We start from the raw sequence: 13,671 nt of genomic DNA, 5'->3' as shown, positions 1-13,671 counted from the left end.
TCCAGTCAGGAACAGGGTAGACCCGCGCACCTGCAAGACGGTTCAGCACGCCGCCGCGACCCGCTATGCTAGGCGCATCCCCTGCCCGCCTGGAGCCCGACCATGAGCAGCCCCCTGATCATCCGCCCACGCGCCGAATCGGTGGAGGGCCAACCGATCCTGCGCCCGCTGCCATCGGCTCAGTGCCGCAGCGTCGGCCCCTTCGTGTTCTTCGACCACATGCTGGAAACCGACTACGCCCCCGGCAGCGGCATGGACATCCGCCAGCACCCGCATATCGGCCTGTCGACCCTGACCTACCTGTTCGAAGGGGAAATCCTGCACAAGGACAGCCTGGGCTCGAACCAGCACGTACTGCCAGGTGACGTCAGTTGGATGACTGCCGGACGCGGCGTGGCCCATGTGGAGCGGACACCGGCACAAGCCCTCGACGAGGGTTCGCGGCTGCACGGCCTGCAGGTATGGCTGGCATCGCCCAAGACGCACGAACAGGGCGATCCCAGCTACAGCCACCACCCCGCAAGCAGCTTGCCGGAGAGTGACAACCTGGGGGTACGCATCCGCCTGATCGCCGGCAACGGATTCTGCCTGGAGTCGCCAGTACCGGTGCTCTCTCCTACCCTCTACGCCCTAGTGCGGATGCAGGCGGCAACCTCGCTGATCGTGCCGAACGAGCACGCACAACGAGCACTGTACCTGCTCGACGGCGAGCTGGTGCTAAACGGCGACGAGGTAGAGGTGTGCAGCCTGGTGGTGCTGCCAGAGGGCGAAGCAGTGGAGCTGTATGCCGAAGGCGAGTGCCAGTTGGTGCTGATAGGCGGCGCGCCGCTGGACGGACCCCGGCGGATGAACTGGAATTTCGTTGCCAGTGATCCGCAGTTGATCGAACAGGCCCGGGCACGCTGGGCGGCAGGTGACTGGCCGCAGGTGCCGGGGGAGACCTCCCGGATCGAGCTACCTCGCTAGGTTCGGCCGCTTTGCGGCCGTGGGCGGGGGCGCCCCCTCCCACAGGTGCAGCGCTGCTTGTCAGGGTTGCTCCATCCTTGTGGGAGCGGGCTTGCCCGCGAAGGGCTGCATAGCAGACCCAATACACCGTCAGTGTGAAAACACTTCTTCCAGCAGATTGTGCATCGCGCGGAAGGCCCGCTCCGAGGTGCGACGGTCGTATTGCATCTTGCCCGGCACGTTGGCATTCGGGTCGGTAAACGAATGTACCGCGCCGCCATAGCTCAGCAGTTGCCAATCGACCTTGGCCGCGTTCATTTCAGCCTCGAACGCCGGCAGTTGCTCCCTGGGCACCAGCGGGTCGGAAGCACCGTGGAGCACCAGCACCGAGCCCTTGATGCGCTTGGCGTCTTCAGGGTTCGGCGTGTCCAGGGTGCCGTGGAACGACACCGCCGCTTTCAGGTCGGCGCCGGTACGCGCCAGCTCCAGGGCACAGCAGCCGCCGAAGCAGAAACCAAAGGTACCTACCTTGCCCGGCGCCAGCAGCGCCTTGGACTGCCCGAGCAATTGCGCCAGGGCTTCCTGCATGCGCTTGCGCAGCTCGGCGCGGTCATTCTTCAGCGGCATCATCGCCGCACCGGCCTCATCGGCGTTCGACGGACGCACGCCCTGGCCATACAGGTCGGCGATAAGCACCACATAGCCCTTCTCGGCCACTTCCTTGGCGATTCGCTCGGCACCTTCGCCGATGCCCATCCAATTCGGCGCCATCACCAGCCCTGGTCGCCCCAACGCCCCCGGCTCGTAAACCAGACGGCTTTCATAGCCCTTGCCGGACACGTGATAGACCAGCGACTCGACGATTACCTTGCTCATCAAACTCCTCCTGAACCTGGAACTGTTCCGTATCACGACTCTAGTGTGTACGGACCCCGGTGCAAAAGGCTAGCCGATGCTGACGATCTTCATGATTACCAGAAAGGTCACATTAGAAAAAAGCGAGCCTGTAATTGATAAGTGTGAACGGGCACAAAAAAACCCGCCGAAGCGGGTTTTTTCATGAAGCTCGAACTCAGGCCGACAGCTCGACCAGCAGCTTGTTCAAGCGACGTACGTAGGCCGCCGGATCCTTCAGGCTGTCACCGGCAGCCAAGGCTGCCTGGTCGAACAGGATGTGCGACAGCTCCGAGAAGCGGTCCTCGCTCTGCTCGTTGTCGAGCTTCTCGATCAGCGGGTGAGTCGGGTTGAACTCGAAGATCGGCTTGGAATCCGGTACTTTCTGCCCGCTGGCCTCGAGGATCTGGCGCATCTGCAAGCCCAGGTCCTGCTCGCCAATGGCCAGGATCGCCGGCGAGTCGGTCAGGCGGTGGGAAACGCGGACTTCAGCCACGCTGTCACCCAGCGCACTCTTCAGACGCTCGACCAGCCCTTCCTTGTCCTTGGCGACTTCTTCCTGGGCCTTCTTGTCCTCTTCGGAATCCAGCTTGCCCAGGTCCAGGTCGCCACGCGCGACATCAACAAAGCCCTTGCCTTCGAACTCGCTCAGGTAGCTCATCAGCCACTCGTCGATGCGATCGGTCAGCAGCAGCACTTCGATGCCTTTCTTGCGGAAGACTTCCAGGTGCGGACTGTTCTTCACCTGCGCATACGACTCGCCGGTGAGGTAGTAGATCTTGTCCTGGCCTTCCTTGGCGCGGGCCAGGTAGTCCGCCAGGCTGACGCTCTGTTCGCCGCTGTCGTCGTGGGTGGAGGCAAAGCGCAGCAGGCCTGCGATCTTCTCCTTGTTGGCGAAGTCTTCCGCCGGGCCTTCCTTCAGCACCTGGCCGAAGTTCTTCCAGAAGCCTTTGTACTGCTCGGGCTCGTTCTTGGCCAGCTTCTCCAGCATGTCCAATACGCGCTTGGTCAGGGCCGACTTCATCGAGTCGATGATCGGGTCTTTCTGCAGGATTTCACGCGAGACGTTCAGCGACAGGTCGTTGGAGTCGACCACACCCTTGATGAAGCGCAGGTACAGCGGCAGGAACGACTCGGCCTGGTCCATGATGAACACGCGCTGCACATACAGCTTCAGGCCGCGCGGCGCTTCGCGCTGGTACAGGTCGAAGGGCGCGCGGGCCGGCACGTACAGCAGCGAGTTGTACTCGAGCTTGCCTTCGACCTTGTTGTGGCTCCAGGCCAGCGGGTTCTCGAAGTCATGGCCGATGTGCTTGTAGAACTCCTGGTATTCCTCGTCCTTGATCTCGGTACGCGAACGGGTCCACAGGGCGCTGGCGCGGTTGACGGTTTCCCATTCCTCGGCCGGCTGTTCTTCGCCTTCGGCGGCAGCAGCCTGCTCCTTGGGCAACTGGATCGGCAAGGCAATGTGGTCGGAGTACTTCTTGACCACGTTGCGCAGACGCCAGCCGTCGGCGAACTCCTGCTCGTCCTTCTTCAAGTGCAGGACGATGCGGGTGCCGCGCTGCGGCTTGTCGATGGTGGCGACTTCGAAGTCGCCCTCGCCTTTGGATGACCAGTGCACGCCTTCGGCTGCAGGTGCGCCGGCACGACGGCTGAAGACATCGACCTTGTCGGCGACGATGAAGGCAGAGTAGAAGCCCACACCGAACTGACCGATCAGGTGCGAGTCCTTCTTCTGGTCGCCGGTTAGGTTCTTCATGAAGTCGGCGGTGCCGGACTTGGCGATGGTACCCAGGTGCGCAATGACATCGGCGCGGCTCATGCCGATACCGTTGTCTTCCAGCGTCACGGTGCCAGCATCCTTGTCGAAGCTGACGCGAATCTTCAGATCGGCATCGCCTTCGAGCAGCTCAGGCTTGGCCAGGGCTTCGAAACGCAGCTTGTCGGCAGCGTCAGAGGCGTTGGAGATCAGCTCGCGCAGGAAGATCTCCTTGTTCGAGTACAGCGAATGGATCATGAGGTGCAGCAGTTGCTTCACCTCGGCCTGGAAGCCCAGGGTTTCTTTTTGAGTCTCCACACTCATCGTCTTCAAACTCCGATCTGTTGGTCATTGCACCCGACGGCAATTGCGCATGGCCGGGCAGATGTTCAGCAGATGGGGGCAGGTCCGACTATTTCAAGGGCTTATGCGGTTCGATCTTGAAATGCGCCCGGGCAGTGGCGATAGGCGAGTCGCGATCGCCTTGCCAGGCGGTAATCGCCACGTTGGTCACTCGACGGCCCTGGCGCCATAGTTGGCACTGGGCATACGTGTCGCGGTAGTGCCCGGCGCGCAGGTAGTCGATGGAGAAATCGATGATCTTGGGAATGCTCAGGCTCTCGCTGAAAATCAGCAGATAGAGCGCTGCCGAAAGCTCCATGAAACCCGCAATGACGCCCCCATGGATGGCCGGCAGCAACGGGTTGCCGATGTTGTCCTGATTGGCCGGCAGGCGGAACAGCAGATCATCGCCCTGGCGCTCGCATTCGATGCCGATCAGCCCGGCATAGGGAATCAGCGCCAGCAACGGCGCATAGTCGCCGCGGGCATGGGCCTGAGTCAGCTGCTTGCGAACTTCCTCGGGAATCATGCCCTGCCCTCCTTGAGGCCGCTGCCGAAACGGATACCACCACGGGCTTCCTGCCCAAGACGCATGAAGGTGCCGACCACCTGACAGATCGGCTGAGCAGGATCGTCCTGATAGGCCGTGCCGCGGGTGAAGATCACATCACGCGTGACGCGATAACACTGGGCATGGCCATGGATGTCCTTGCCAGGCTGCGCAGGATGCATATAGTCGATACGCAGGTCCAGGGTCGGGCAGACTTCGAACTGCGGCAGTACACATAGGGTGGCCATGCCGCAGGTGGTGTCCATCAGCGTGGTCAGCACGCCGCCATGGACAGCGCCAGTCTGTGGATTGCCAACGATCGCTGCCGACCAGGGCAGTACCAGGGTCATGCCCTCGGCATCAGCGTGATGGACACGCATCTGCAACACCTGGCAATGCCTGAGCGCTGAAAGAAAACGTCCAGCCATCGCCATCAAGGCCGTCTCACTCATGGTCCGCGTACTCCTTGCCGACTCGACATTTCACAAACCGTGGGAAAAGTCGATATAGAACGGGGTGTTATATATCTGCAACCTGCGTTGAACTTATGGCTGGCGGATGGACTCGAAGGTTTCAAGTAAGTTATTCCACCAAGGAGAAACACCCCATGCGTAAACCTTTTGCTTTTGCTCTGATGCTGGCCGCTGCCATGGGCCTGGCTGCTTGCGACAAGGCGAGCGAAGACAAGGCCCAGGACGCACAGCAACATGCCGAGCAAGCCCAGGAGAAGATGGGCGAGGCTCAGGATAAAGTGAACGAGGCCGCCAAGGAAAACGCCGAAGCCGCCAAAGATCAGGCCGAAGCGCAGCAGAAAGCCGCCGAGGAAGCCCAGCCTTCCACTCCGGCACCTTCCACTGCTCCGGCCGAACCTGCCAAGCAGTAATTATGCTGAACGGAAAAACCCGACTAGCGTCGGGTTTTTTTGTGCCTGCAACTAACTGATGAAACGCTTCAGTGAGTGTTTATCAATTCAGATGTACCGAAGTGTCCTTGCTCGCTTCGCTCTGCACACTTTCGGTGGGTGTGAAGACCATCACTTCCAGTACATGGGAGTGGAACTCCCGTCGGTACAGAATGAATACCACCCCGATACTCAGCACCATGAACATCCATGGGCTGACAAACCAACTGAGCATGGCCATGCCGAAGTAATACGAGCGCAGCCCCAGGTTGAACTGGTTCGCCGCCAGCGAAAGCACCCTCGCCGCGCGTGAAGCGAAGGCTTTGCGCTCCAGCTCGCTGACCTGCCGCTCACCGATCATCGGCGCCGAACCCACCAACACCGCAGCGAAATTGTATTGGCGCATGCACCAGCTGAAGGTGAAGAAGGCATAGACGAACACCAGCGCCAGGCACAGCAGTTTGATCTCCGACATCCCCTGCGAGGCCTGCTGCACCAGCGGCAGGTCGGCCAGCAGCGACAGCGCGCGATCGGAGGCGCCGAGCACGGTGAGGATACCAGCCAGGATGATCAGGGTGCTCGAGGCAAAAAACGAGGCATTGCGCTCCAGGTTGCCGATCACGCTGGCGTCGGCGATGCGGTTGTCGCGCAGCAGCATACGCCGCATCCAGTCTTCCCGGTAGAGATGCAGGACGCTGGCCAGGCACGCTGTGTCGCGCCCCTTCCATGTGGCGTAGCGGGTGTAACCGCCCCAGCACAGCGCAACCAGGCGATGGCCAGCAGGTTGTGGAGATTGCTTTGGATGAAGGTCATGCAGTGTTTCCGTAAGGCGAGGCATAAAGAGGTTGGCCTGCGGATTCGACGCTGGCTATCGATGAAAGGCACACTGAGGTTGTGAAAACCATCTTGCCAGGGCGGGCCTGTTCGCGGGCAAGCCCGCTCCTACAGAAACAGTAGCCAGCAAAAAGCCCCGTATCCTTTCGGATACGGGGCTTCGGGTTCAAACACCCAGCAAGTGCCAATGGGCTTGTGGCCAGCACCTGCTGCAGGCTTCAACCCATCAGGCCAGCGCCTCGCGTGGCTTGCCGAGCAGACGGTCACAGACCACCGCCGCGGCCAGGGCGATCACCGAAGGTACCAGCCAGGCCAGGCCCTGCTCGCTCAGCGGCAAGTGCGCCACCGCGTCCGGCAGGATGTGCGCCAGGCTGCTGCCCTTGATCGCATCGACCATGCCGAACAGCAGCGAAACCAGCATGACCGGCGCAAGAATGCGTACCGGCGAGTTCCACAGGTCCTTCACGAAGCTCAGGCCCACGACCACGATGCATGGCGGGTAGATGGCGGTCAGCACCGGGATCGAGAACATGATCAGCTTGGTCAGGCCCAGGTTCGAGATCAGCAGCGAGAAGCCCGCCAGGATCACCACCAGGGCACGGTACGACAGCGGCAGGATCTGGCTGAAGTACTCGGCACAGGCGCAGGTCAGGCCCACGGCAGTGACCAGACAGGCCAGCGCGATCAGCACGGCCAGGAAACCACTGCCCAGCGAGCCGAAGGTGTGCTGCACGTAGGCATGCAGAACCGCAGCACCGTTGCTCGCGTTCGCAGCGATCTCATGGCTGCCGGCGCCGAGGCGGAACAGGCTGATGTAGACCAGGGCCAGGCCCACACCGGCGATCAGGCCGGCGATGATGGCGTAGCGAGTGATCAGCTTCGGCGACTCCACACCGCGCGAGCGAATGGCGTTGACGATGACGATGCCGAACACCAGGGCACCGAGGGTATCCATGGTCAGGTAGCCATTGATGAAGCCTTGGGAGAACGGAGCTGCGACGTAAGCCGGCTGCGCATCACCAATCGAGCCCGCTGGCAGCGCGAAGGCAGCGATGCCGAGCACCGCCAGGGCGATGATCTTCAGCGGTGCCAGGAAGCGACCGACGGTATCGAGCAGCTTGCCCGGATACATCGACACGGCCAGCACCACAGCGAAGTACACCAGGCTGTAGATGAACAGCGCCAGCGGGCTTTCGCCGGTCAGTGGCGCCACACCCACCTCGAACGAAACGGTCGCGGTGCGCGGGGTAGCGAACAGCGGGCCGACCGAGAGGTAGCAGACTGCCGCCAACAGGCCGCCGAAGAACTTGCCGATCGGGCTGCTCAGGGCATCCATCCCGCCACCGACCTTCGCCAGGGCAACCACGGTAATGACTGGCAGACCCACGGCGGTGACCAGGAAGCCCAGCGCCGCCATCCACACGTGCGGACCGGACTGCAGACCAACGATAGGCGGGAAGATGATATTGCCCGCACCGACGAAAAGCGCGAACGTCATAAAGCCAAGCGCCAGGATGTCCTGGCCTTTTAACACTTTCATTTAAGGAAGTACCACACTGCTGAAATCGGGATTCGAGAAGGGATTTCCACATGGATGAGGGAAATGCTGCCCGGCTTGATGAGCCAGACCCGTTTAGCGTGTCGTTCCCTTTTGGGGTACGGGCACAGAGTGAACGCGTAGGTTACAGAATTTGCCGGGCAAACGCACTGCAATGGTGCTGGTTGTCCGATGTGCGTAGCTGTTTGTCGCATGGGTGATCCCTTGAAGGCACATCCTGACAGAGAACATCCTTTGCGTCCGTCAGAGAAAGCCCATCAAACCCATCAGATTCTCCCGCATGAAAAAGCATGCATGGAGAGCCCCCGGGGAAGCCAGCTTTTCCCCAGGGGCCCGATCATCAGGCCTGCTCGACCTTCATGTCAGCGCCGGCTGCCTGCCAGAAGCGCTTGATCTCATGGATGTTGCCGAAGTTGTAGCGCGGGCCAGTGTAGAAGCCGCCGGTGCTACTGCATCGAGTATTTGAATCGCTACCGATCTGCGGCATGGTTTCGCTACCGGCGTTGTACAGGCGGGCTTCAGCCCAAACGGGTTTCTGCATGGTTTATTTCCTTCTTTGGGTTTCAGGGTTACATCACGGGGTGATGTGCTTGCCACAGCGCCTCGATGCGCTGATGGATCTGTTGCTCCTGCGAGCCGAGCCCCGAGTAGGTCGGCTGCAGTCGGTCATCGAAACACCACTCCTGGCGAGTGCCGCGCACATCAGGCGGTACGGCGATCATCAACGCCAGGGAGATGGAAAACTCGTCAGGAGGCAGTTGGTAGTGCAGGTCTTCGAACGCTCGCATGTGCAGCAATGTCCCCGGGCTCAGGCGAATATGCTCGGGCTCTCCCAGCACAGGCTGTGTACGCTCATCGACCTGCCCGCCATTGAGTAGCGGGTACTTGACCGTGAGGTAGCCACTGCCCTGATAACCCACTGCAAACAGCTCAAAGTCATGGGTGTGGGGCAAGCCGTAAATGAACGTCTGCCGCTCCGCCTGCGCCTGCGCCGGTAGCCAGCAACTCATGCGTAGCGACACCCGCGCAGAAGCATGCAAAGCGAAGCCATAGGGGTTGTAGACCTGCTCGCCGCGACTGAATGCATACTGCTGGATATGCTGATGCATGCACTGTCCCAGCAGGCCGCGATCCTGCGCCAAAGCCTGCAGGTCGGCAGCGATTGCTTCGCGCTCGCGCTCAAGGTCCCGGGTCTCGATTCGCTCGATGAAGGCGTGCAGGCTCATGCCACGCCCTCCGCACAGTACTGGGCAAGCATCGCGTCGAGCCCAGGGTTGGCCAGTGAGCCCAATATTTCGCTGTACTGCCCAAGGTTTTCGGGGCTGTGCTGCATCAACACCAGGAATGCCTGCCAGCGAACGGCCGGGTGGTGGTGGAAGATCAGTTCCCCGGCCACCTGTTCCAGGTGGGGGTCACCGATACGCTGCAACGCTTCGAGCAGCAACAGAAAACGCGATGCCTGGGGATCAGCGGGGAACCAGGCGACACGCGCCAACGTGTTGCTATCGAAGACTTCGATATCACTGCCGGGCACTGGCATATTAAGGCTGAATACCAGGTGGGCTTGCTCCCGCGGACTCATTGCGACCACCTGCCGACTCCCCTCGACCAGCAACGGCGCATGGGGGGTTACCCGCACTGCACTGCCCTCATTCAGCCGGTCACCCTCACGGTCGAACAACCGCAGCTGATACTCGAACCCGGCCGGTGCGAACCAGATGCTGTAACCCGAAGTGGAGTACAGATGATCCGCAGCCGAGGTGACTCGGGTGACATTCAGGGCCACCGCGTCTTGCTCTGCATTGAGCCGCAGACGTTCGCTGAAATGTGCGACCGCGCCACACAACTCAGCCTTGCGGGCCGCTTCAGGCTGGTTATCAAGGCGCTGCTTGAAGCCGCGCCAGACAGCCTCGACGAAGGCGCGCATGTCGGTATGCCGAACACGCGCCAACAACTGCTGTGGATCTGGTCTGCCCCGTAATAATGCTTCCATGGTCTGCCTGCCATCCGCCCTGTAATCGTGCGGGGATGATCTCAGGTGGCTGGCTGCGCAATCAGCCGGAAAAACCCCCGGAAACGACAAAGGCCACCCGAAGGTGGCCTCTGTGCGCGTGGGGGGTATAGCGTGTTACTTACTTCTTGGCTTCCCAGCCAGTCAGCTCGGCCAGGGCCTTGCCGATGTCAGCCAGGGAACGCACGGTCTTCACGCCAGCGTCCTGCAGAGCAGCGAATTTCTCGTCTGCAGTGCCTTTGCCGCCGGAGATGATGGCGCCAGCGTGGCCCATACGCTTGCCCGCAGGTGCGGTAACGCCAGCGATGTAGGAAACGACAGGCTTGGTGACGTTGGCCTTGATGTAGGCAGCAGCTTCTTCTTCAGCCGAACCGCCGATCTCACCGATCATGACGATCGCTTCGGTCTTCGGGTCTTCCTGGAACAGCTTCAGGATGTCGATGAAGTTGGAGCCTGGGATCGGGTCACCGCCGATGCCGACGCAGGTCGACTGGCCGAAGCCGGCGTCGGTGGTCTGCTTGACCGCTTCGTAGGTCAGGGTGCCGGAACGGGAAACGATACCGACCTTGCCTGGCAAGTGAATGTGACCTGGCATGATGCCGATCTTGCACTCGCCCGGAGTGATGACGCCTGGGCAGTTAGGGCCGATCAGGGTGACACCCAGCTCGTCGCACTTGACCTTGGCGTCCAGCATGTCGAGGGTAGGAATACCTTCGGTGATGCAGACGATCAGCTTGATGCCGCCAAAGGCCGCTTCCAGGATCGAGTCTTTGCAGAACGGAGCCGGAACGTAGATGACCGAAGCGTCAGCGCCGGTTGCTTCCACAGCTTCCTTGACGGTGTTGAACACCGGCAGGCCCAGGTGGGTGGTGCCACCCTTGCCTGGGGTGACGCCGCCGACCATCTTGGTGCCGTAGGCGATGGCTTGTTCGGAGTGGAAGGTGCCCTGCGAGCCGGTGAAGCCCTGGCAGATGACTTTGGTGTCTTTATTGATCAGGACGCTCATTACTTGCCCTCCGCAGCTTTGACAACTTGTTGAGCAGCGTCGGTCAGGCTGGTTGCCGCAATGATGTTCAAACCGCTTTCTGCCAGTACTTTAGCGCCCAGTTCGGCGTTGTTGCCTTCGAGGCGGACAACGACCGGTACTTTCACGCCGACTTCTTTCACTGCACCGATGATGCCTTCGGCAATCATGTCGCAACGAACGATACCACCGAAGATGTTGACCAGAACGGCCGCGACATTGCTGTCGGACAGGATGATCTTGAACGCTTCGGTAACGCGTTCCTTGGTAGCGCCGCCGCCAACGTCGAGGAAGTTGGCTGGCTTGCCGCCGTGCAGGTTGACGATGTCCATGGTACCCATGGCCAGACCGGCACCGTTGACCATGCAGCCGATGTTGCCTTCCAGCGCTACGTAGTTCAGTTCGAACTTGGCAGCGTGGGCTTCACGGGCGTCGTCCTGGGACGGGTCGTGGAAGGTCTTCAGCTTAGGCTGACGGTACATGGCGTTGGCATCGATGTTGATCTTGGCATCGAGGCAGTGCAGGTCGCCGTCGGCCTTGATCACCAGCGGGTTCACTTCCAGCAGGGCTAGGTCGTGATCCTTGAACAGCTTGGCCAGACCTACGAAGATCTTGGCGAACTGTTGTACTTGCTTGCCTTCCAGGCCCAGCTGGAATGCCAGCTCGCGACCCTGGAACGGCTGAGCGCCGACCAGCGGGTCGATGGTAGCCTTGAGGATCTTCTCAGGAGTTTCGTGAGCGACTTTCTCGATGTCCACGCCACCTTCGGTGGAAGCCATGAACACGATACGACGGCTCGAACGATCCACTACAGCGCCCAGATACAGCTCTTTGGCGATGTCAGTGCAGGATTCGACCAGGATCTTGGAGACTGGCTGACCGTTGGCGTCAGTCTGGTAGGTAACCAGATTCTTGCCCAACCACTGCGCAGCGAACGCCTTGGCGTCTTCCTTGCTGCGAACCAGCTTGACGCCGCCCGCTTTACCGCGACCACCAGCGTGGACCTGGGCTTTGACAACCCACTCGGAACCGCCGATCTTGTCGCAGGCTTCTGCGGCTTGCTCAGGGGTATCTACAGCGAAACCCTTGGAAACTGGCAGGCCGTACTCAGCGAACAGCTGTTTACCCTGATACTCGTGAAGATTCATGCTTTTTACCGTCTTCGTTAGGTACTGCGCTTCGGCGCTGCGCTGTTTCCAGAGCCGCGCCACCTGTGACCGTTAACCCCGGATTTTTCCGGTGGCCCGGTCCGGCGGACATTCCGCGGTGGATCTTGCACGCAAGACCCACGACGGGCAGCCCGCCGTGGTTTTTATAATTAACGCTTCTTACGGTTGGCCACGTGAATGGCACCGCCATTCACAGCCAGCGCTGCTTCATGCAACGCTTCGGACAGGGTCGGATGGCTGAAGACCATCATGCCCAGGTCCTCGGCACTGGTGCCGAATTCCATTGCGATCGCGCCTTGCTGAACCAGCTCGGCAGCCGATGGGCCGATCACGTGAACACCCAGTACGCGGTCGGTCTTGGCATCGGCGATGACCTTGACGAAGCCACCGGTGTCGTTGGCAGCCATCGCACGGCCGCTGGCCGCGAACGGGAAGGTGCCCACGTTAACCTCAACGCCTTCGGCTTTCAATGCTTGTTCGGTCTTGCCGACCCACGCGATTTCCGGGTGGGTGTAGATAACCGAAGGGATCAGGTCGTAGTTCATCTGAGCCTTGTGGCCCTTGATGCGCTCGACGACCATGATGCCCTCTTCCGAGGCCTTGTGTGCCAGCATCATGCCGCGAACCACGTCGCCGATGGCGTAAACGCCCGGCACGCTGGTGGCGCAGTAGTCGTCGACGAAGATGTAGCCACGCTCGTCGATGTTCACACCGCTGTCGGCAGCCAGCAGATCAGTGGTCACAGGACGACGGCCGACCGCAACGATCAGCTTGTCGAAGACGATCTTCTGCTCGCCTTCGGCGTTGGTGTAGGTGACTTCGACTTCGTCGCCGTTGACTTTGGAGCCAGTGACGCGCGCGCCCAGCTTGATGTCCAGGCCTTGCTTGGTCAGGGTCTTCTGAGCTTCTTTCGAGACGGCGGTGTCGGCAGCCATCAGGAAGGTGTCCAGCGCTTCCAGCACGGTCACTTCAGCACCCAGGCGAGCCCAGACCGAGCCCAGCTCCAGGCCGATGACGCCAGCGCCGATCACGCCCAGGCGCTTGGGTACCGATTGGAATTCCAGGGCGCCGGTGGAATCGACGATGACGTTCTGGTCGACCGGAGCCGGCGGAATGTCGATCGGACGCGAGCCGGAGGCCAGGATCACGTTCTCGGCTTCGATGACTTCGGTGGTGCCGTCAGCCTTGGTGACTTCGACTTTCTTGCCAGCCAGCAGCTTGCCGTGGCCCTGGATCGAAGTAACGCCGTTGGCCTTGAACAGGGTGGCAACGCCACCGGTCAGGTTCTTGACGATGCCAGCCTTGCGGCCAACCATCGCGGCGACGTCCATCTTCACTTCGCCAGTGGAGATGCCGTGGACGTTGAAGCTTTCTTTCGCTTCCTTGTATTTCCAGGAGCTGTCCAGCAGCGCCTTGGAAGGAATGCAACCTACGTTCAGGCAGGTGCCGCCCAGGGCCAGCTTGCCCTCGGCGTCGGTGTACTTCTCGATACAGGCAGTCTTCAGACCAAGTTGGGCAGCCTTGATGGCAGCAACATAGCCGCCAGGACCCGCACCAATCACCACTACGTCGAATTTCTGGGTCATAAAAGATTCCTTATCAGCTTCAAGCTACAAGCCGCACGCGGCAAGGCGACCTGCTCCGGTCGGGAGCCTGTCGCCTGCAGCGTGCAGCTGCGTGA

13 protein-coding genes and 1 pseudogene are annotated in these 13,671 nt (G+C 60.9%); 2 read left to right on the top strand and 12 right to left on the bottom strand.

Going from position 1 to position 13,671, the window contains the following annotated elements; translation table 11 throughout:
• The first annotated feature begins 102 nt into the window (after positions 1–102).
• Positions 103–966 carry a pirin family protein gene (locus VA602_RS17130; RefSeq protein ID WP_323453777.1) on the top strand — a complete coding sequence of 288 codons (864 nt, stop codon included), beginning with the start codon at positions 103–105 and terminating at the stop codon, positions 964–966.
• Between the two features lie 129 nt (positions 967–1,095).
• Here the strand turns inward: VA602_RS17130 and VA602_RS17125 are convergent, their stop codons facing one another.
• From VA602_RS17125 to VA602_RS17110, 4 genes are all read right to left on the bottom strand, one after another.
• On the bottom strand, positions 1,096–1,821 hold the full coding sequence (locus VA602_RS17125; protein WP_323453776.1) for a dienelactone hydrolase family protein: 726 nt from the start codon (positions 1,819–1,821) through the stop codon (positions 1,096–1,098).
• A 196-nt stretch (positions 1,822–2,017) separates the two neighbouring features.
• Complete coding sequence (gene htpG, locus VA602_RS17120; protein WP_323453775.1) at positions 2,018–3,925, bottom strand: molecular chaperone HtpG; 1,908 nt, start codon at positions 3,923–3,925, stop codon at positions 2,018–2,020.
• Positions 3,926–4,013: 88 nt separating this feature from the next.
• Complete coding sequence (locus tag VA602_RS17115; protein ID WP_054894246.1) at positions 4,014–4,472, bottom strand: PaaI family thioesterase; 459 nt, start codon at positions 4,470–4,472, stop codon at positions 4,014–4,016.
• Positions 4,469–4,945 carry a PaaI family thioesterase gene (locus VA602_RS17110; protein WP_200602827.1) on the bottom strand — a complete coding sequence of 159 codons (477 nt, stop codon included), beginning with the start codon at positions 4,943–4,945 and terminating at the stop codon, positions 4,469–4,471. The genes VA602_RS17115 and VA602_RS17110 overlap by 4 nt, the downstream gene beginning before the upstream one ends.
• Positions 4,946–5,100: 155 nt before the next feature.
• Here VA602_RS17110 and VA602_RS17105 point away from each other — a divergent pair, with 155 nt between their 5' ends.
• Positions 5,101–5,376 (top strand): hypothetical protein, encoded by a 276-nt coding sequence (locus tag VA602_RS17105; RefSeq protein ID WP_054894248.1) that lies wholly within the window; start codon positions 5,101–5,103, stop codon positions 5,374–5,376.
• A gap of 82 nt (positions 5,377–5,458) precedes the next feature.
• On the opposite strand, the pseudogene VA602_RS17100 reads toward VA602_RS17105, so the two are convergent.
• The 8 genes and pseudogenes from VA602_RS17100 to lpdA all read right to left on the bottom strand — a co-directional run.
• Positions 5,459–6,154, bottom strand: a pseudogene (locus VA602_RS17100) (DUF599 domain-containing protein); the annotation flags it as partial.
• A gap of 300 nt (positions 6,155–6,454) precedes the next feature.
• On the bottom strand, positions 6,455–7,768 hold the full coding sequence (brnQ, locus tag VA602_RS17095) for a branched-chain amino acid transport system II carrier protein (protein ID WP_054894250.1): 1,314 nt from the start codon (positions 7,766–7,768) through the stop codon (positions 6,455–6,457).
• Between the two features lie 358 nt (positions 7,769–8,126).
• Positions 8,127–8,327, bottom strand: coding sequence for a hypothetical protein (locus VA602_RS17090; protein WP_323453774.1), 201 nt, complete (start codon positions 8,325–8,327; stop codon positions 8,127–8,129).
• A 28-nt stretch (positions 8,328–8,355) separates the two neighbouring features.
• Complete coding sequence (locus tag VA602_RS17085) at positions 8,356–9,012, bottom strand: transposase (RefSeq protein WP_323453773.1); 657 nt, start codon at positions 9,010–9,012, stop codon at positions 8,356–8,358.
• Positions 9,009–9,779, bottom strand: a complete 771-nt coding sequence (locus tag VA602_RS17080; protein WP_323453772.1) for a hypothetical protein — start codon at positions 9,777–9,779, stop codon at positions 9,009–9,011. Before VA602_RS17080 ends, VA602_RS17085 begins: the two co-directional genes overlap by 4 nt.
• Positions 9,780–9,918: 139 nt before the next feature.
• Positions 9,919–10,803: a succinate--CoA ligase subunit alpha gene (gene sucD, locus VA602_RS17075; protein ID WP_016393102.1), complete on the bottom strand. Its 885-nt coding sequence runs from the start codon at positions 10,801–10,803 to the stop codon at positions 9,919–9,921.
• Entirely contained in the window at positions 10,803–11,969 is a 1,167-nt protein-coding gene (gene sucC / locus VA602_RS17070; protein ID WP_011534748.1) for an ADP-forming succinate--CoA ligase subunit beta, read from the bottom strand. The genes sucD and sucC overlap by 1 nt, the downstream gene beginning before the upstream one ends.
• Positions 11,970–12,139: 170 nt before the next feature.
• Positions 12,140–13,576: a dihydrolipoyl dehydrogenase gene (gene lpdA, locus VA602_RS17065; RefSeq protein ID WP_054894251.1), complete on the bottom strand. Its 1,437-nt coding sequence runs from the start codon at positions 13,574–13,576 to the stop codon at positions 12,140–12,142.
• Positions 13,577–13,671 lie beyond the last annotated feature (95 nt).

Source organism: Pseudomonas machongensis (assembly GCF_034961125.1).
Lineage (GTDB): Bacteria > Pseudomonadota > Gammaproteobacteria > Pseudomonadales > Pseudomonadaceae > Aquipseudomonas > Aquipseudomonas machongensis.
This window is presented reverse-complemented; position numbering and strand designations above follow the sequence as displayed.

Coding starts and splice junctions, on each gene's coding strand:
- VA602_RS17130 (WP_323453777.1), top strand. CDS start 103: ATGAGCAGCCCCCTGATCATCCGCCCACGCGCCGAATCGGTGGAGGGC.
- VA602_RS17125 (WP_323453776.1), bottom strand. CDS start 1,821: ATGAGCAAGGTAATCGTCGAGTCGCTGGTCTATCACGTGTCCGGCAAG.
- htpG (WP_323453775.1), bottom strand. CDS start 3,925: ATGAGTGTGGAGACTCAAAAAGAAACCCTGGGCTTCCAGGCCGAGGTG.
- VA602_RS17115 (WP_054894246.1), bottom strand. CDS start 4,472: ATGATTCCCGAGGAAGTTCGCAAGCAGCTGACTCAGGCCCATGCCCGC.
- VA602_RS17110 (WP_200602827.1), bottom strand. CDS start 4,945: ATGAGTGAGACGGCCTTGATGGCGATGGCTGGACGTTTTCTTTCAGCG.
- VA602_RS17105 (WP_054894248.1), top strand. CDS start 5,101: ATGCGTAAACCTTTTGCTTTTGCTCTGATGCTGGCCGCTGCCATGGGC.
- brnQ (WP_054894250.1), bottom strand. CDS start 7,768: ATGAAAGTGTTAAAAGGCCAGGACATCCTGGCGCTTGGCTTTATGACG.
- VA602_RS17090 (WP_323453774.1), bottom strand. CDS start 8,327: ATGCAGAAACCCGTTTGGGCTGAAGCCCGCCTGTACAACGCCGGTAGC.
- VA602_RS17085 (WP_323453773.1), bottom strand. CDS start 9,012: ATGAGCCTGCACGCCTTCATCGAGCGAATCGAGACCCGGGACCTTGAG.
- VA602_RS17080 (WP_323453772.1), bottom strand. CDS start 9,779: ATGGAAGCATTATTACGGGGCAGACCAGATCCACAGCAGTTGTTGGCG.
- sucD (WP_016393102.1), bottom strand. CDS start 10,803: ATGAGCGTCCTGATCAATAAAGACACCAAAGTCATCTGCCAGGGCTTC.
- sucC (WP_011534748.1), bottom strand. CDS start 11,969: ATGAATCTTCACGAGTATCAGGGTAAACAGCTGTTCGCTGAGTACGGC.
- lpdA (WP_054894251.1), bottom strand. CDS start 13,576: ATGACCCAGAAATTCGACGTAGTGGTGATTGGTGCGGGTCCTGGCGGC.